The organism is Thalassobaculum sp. (assembly GCF_040219215.1).
In the GTDB taxonomy this organism is placed as follows: Bacteria; Pseudomonadota; Alphaproteobacteria; order Thalassobaculales; family Thalassobaculaceae; genus Thalassobaculum_A.
The window spans coordinates 1-3,531 of record NZ_JAVJSX010000020.1 but is presented as its reverse complement, the minus strand read 5'-3'; the positions used below and the strand labels follow the sequence as shown (position 1 = coordinate 3,531).

3 protein-coding genes are annotated in these 3,531 nt (G+C 65.4%); 1 reads left to right on the top strand and 2 read right to left on the bottom strand.

All coding sequences use genetic code 11. From position 1 onward, the window contains the following. On the bottom strand, nt 1–599 hold a 599-nt coding region (locus RIC54_RS15130), incomplete at its 3' end, for a cytochrome c oxidase assembly protein (RefSeq protein WP_350151146.1). A 216-nt stretch (nt 600–815) separates the two neighbouring features. On the opposite strand from RIC54_RS15130, the gene RIC54_RS15125 reads away from it, so the two are divergent. Next, complete coding sequence (locus RIC54_RS15125; protein WP_350090761.1) at nt 816–2,036, top strand: efflux RND transporter periplasmic adaptor subunit; 1,221 nt, start codon at nt 816–818, stop codon at nt 2,034–2,036. A gap of 458 nt (nt 2,037–2,494) precedes the next feature. Here RIC54_RS15125 and RIC54_RS15120 read toward each other — a convergent pair. Next, a partial coding sequence (locus RIC54_RS15120) for an ABC transporter permease (protein ID WP_350151144.1) occupies nt 2,495–3,531 on the bottom strand: 1,037 nt, incomplete at its 5' end.

The window sequence follows — 3,531 nt, the reverse complement described above, 5'->3', positions numbered from 1 at the left end:
GTGTCGATCTCGCGGGAACCGGCCTTCAGGTCGCGGGCGGCACCGACCTCATCGGCGGAAAGATTCTCCTGCTTATAGAAGGTGTAAGACAGCGTGATCGTCCGCACCTCCTGCGTGCTCTCATCCTTGAGAAGCTGCTCGTCGACGTAGAGCACGAGCGGCATCTGCGCGCTCTCGCCGGGCCCCAGCCTCTCCTCGGTGAAACAGAAGCACTCGATCTTGAAGAAGTAGGGGGCCGCCTTGAACGGCGTGACGTTGAACGTGGCACGCGCGACCACCGTCTCGTCGGAGTTGTTCCGGGCGAAGTAGTGCACGCGCGTCGGCTCGCCGAAGCGGGTCCGCACGCTGCGTTGTTCCGGCCGGAACTCCCATGGAAGCTTCGGATCCACGTTCGCATCGAAGTTGACGGTGATCGTCTCGCCGCTGCCAGCGCCTCCCGGCGCGGGCGCGGCGGCACGCCGCACGGTTCCGCCGAATCCGGTCAAGTCGCAAAACATCCGGTAAAGCGTCGGGGAATATACAACAAGCGCGCTCATGCTTGCTACAATAAGCGCAGCAAACAACAGAGTTCGCCTGTTTCTTGACTCAATTGACTTCATATTGGCGGCGATGGTTGATCTCTATGAAAGTATCCCCGGAAACTCGAACAGCGACAATGCGACCATGCAGCACACCGTACGTTATATCGTGTCAGTCTTAAGGTGTCGGCCTCATCCGATTGTAGTGAGCGGCACGCCAGTCTAGCCTCGTGATCGCCCAGACATATGCAGGCATGCGGAGCAAGCAGGCGACTATGTCGATTCCACTTACCCCGGGTGCCCAAGCTGCTACATGACCCCGAACTTCAGCGCTGCAACAGCCCGTCGCTGGCAGCGTCGTTTCCACCGTCGTCAGGCGGTGCGCTCCAGTCAATGTGCGCCGGTTTGGGCCGATGGCACTGCTCGTTCGTGGCGCACCTGCTCGCCATCGGCCTCATAGCCCTAGTGTCAACAGCGGCCTTGGCGGAGCGGCATACATCTGCGGCGGTGCTGGTCGATTCGGTTGATGAAACGGCGGTGCACCAGACAGTGCCGGTCCTTGGTCGATTGGTCGCGCGGCAGGCCGGGGTTGTCGCGGTGAGGGTGGCCGAGCGAGTGGTGGCGATCGACGTTCAGGTCGGCGACCGGGTCGAGCGGGGCGACATCCTCGCCCGGCTGTCGGACGACCGCTTGGAAAGCGAGCACCGGCTGTGGGCTGCCGCGGTCGAAGGGGCCAAGGCGACGGTGGTGCGGAACCGTTCATTTCTGACCAAAGCGCGGCAGGCCTTCAGCCGCCACGAGCAACTCGAGGGATCGACGGCATACCGCCAGGATCGCGCGGAGGACGCGGCGCGTGACGTCGATGTCGCGCGCGCCGAACTTGCCCGGTCCGAGGCCGAGCTTGCCGCCGCCACCGCCCGACTCGGGCTTGTCGAGACCGCCTTGGCGGACGCCACTATCCGGGCGCCCTACGACGGTGTCGTCACTGTCGAGCACTTGGCAGCCGGCGCCTATGCGAGGGTCGGTGACCCGATCGTGACCCTGATGAACGATTCCGATGTCGAGATCGAGGCCGACGTTCCGGTTGACCGGCTGTCGGCCTTGCCGCCGGGCACCAGCGTCGAGGCCGAGGTGCAGAACGGCGGCGATATTGTCGTCGCCGTGCGGGCGGTCGTGCCGGAGGAAAACCCCCGAACCCGAACGCGGGCGGTGCGCTTCACCGTTGAGGACGGGGCTCTGGACTACGCCATCGCGGCCAACCAGTCGGTGCTGTTGCACATTCCGATCGGCGGCAGCCGCAAGGTCTTGACCGTGTCCAAGGATGCGATCGTGCGGACCGGCGAGCGCAGCCAGGTCTTCGTCGTGATCGACGGCAAGGCGGTTGCCAAGACCGTGCAGCTCGGCGAGAGCGTCGGTAGCCGATATCAAGTGCTGCAGGGGCTATCGGACGGTGACACGGTCGTGGTTCGGGGGAACGAGAGCCTGCGGTCCGGTCAGCCAGTACGGGTTAAGTTTTAACATCCGCCATGGATGTTGCTGCCGTCGAAATTCCCCGACGCCGGCTACGTCAGCGCGGTCCGGTACATGAACGCCACGCCAGCCACCCAGCCCGCCAAGGCCGGAATGGGTTGCCTCACGAACCGTACGGCCGAGCGAATCGATCGCGCGGGCGCCGGTGTCCCGGTCCCACAGGATCACGACCGGAGCGAAGCCGTTGGCGGCATGGGCGAAGCTGCCGACCGGGATCATGTTGCTATCGGCGTGACGGGCATGCTTTTCGGAGTTTGCGGCCCTGGTCGGTGCCGCCGCGGCGAGCGATCCATGAAGACTGCCGCCGAGTAGACCGCGCTCCAGCAAGAATGGGCGACTGATGCCGAGCAAGTTCAAGACGTTCCGAGCCTCCGCGGTCGCCTACTTTAGCTAACACTAACGCTGTAGGCACACGCGGCGGGGCCGCTGAGAGCCCGGGCCCGACGCTACCGGTACGGATCGGCCGCGTCGCGCAGGCCGTCGCCGAAGAAGTTGAACGCCAGCACCACCAGAATCACCGGAATCACCGGGGTCATGATCCACGGGTAGAGTTCGACGGCGTTGATGTTCTGGGCCTCGGTCAGCAGCACGCCCCAGGAGGTGATCGGCGGGCGCAGGCCGAGCCCAAGGAAGCTGAGCGCGGTCTCGCCGAGGATCATGGTCGGGATCGTCAGGGTGGCCGACGCGATCAGGTGGCTCATGAAGCTCGGCAGCAGGTGGCGGGCGATGATGCGCCGCGGCTTCGCCCCCATCAGCTCGGCGGCGACGCAGAAATCCTCCTCGCGCAGCGCCAGCAGCTTGGAGCGCACAGCGCGCGCCAGCCCGGTCCAGTCCAGCAGCCCGAGGATCAGGGTGATGCCGAAATAGATCAGGATCGGACTCCAGGTCACCGGCAGGGCGGCCGACAACGCCATCCACAGCGGCAGTTCCGGGAACGACCGGATGATCTCGATGATCCGCTGAATGATGGCATCGACCCAGCCGCCGTAGTAGCCGGCGACGCCGCCGATCACGATGCCGAGCACGAAGCTGACGGTGATGCCGATCAGGCCGACGGTCAGCGAGATGCGGGTGCCGAAGACGATGCGCGAGAACATGTCGCGCCCCAGCCGGTCGGTGCCGAGCAGGAACAGCGTGCCGCCCTCGGCCGGGCAGACCAGGTGAGTGTCGGCCTCGAATATCCCCCAGAACTCGTAGCCGTCGCCGGTGCAGAAGAAGCGCAGTTTTTGCACCTTGTCCGGGTTCGGCGTGTATTCGCGCTTCAGGGTCCGCAGGTCGAGCGAGTAGTCCAGGCCGAGCACGTAGGGGCCGACGAACCGGCCGTCGCGGAACAGGTGGACGCTCTGCGGTGGGGCGTAGATGAACCCGGTGTGCCGGGTGGCAAGCGCGTAGGGCGCGATCAGCTCGGAGATCAGCACCGAGGCGTACAGCAACGCCAGGAACGCCCCCGACACCACGGCGAGGCGGTGGCGGCGCAGCTTCC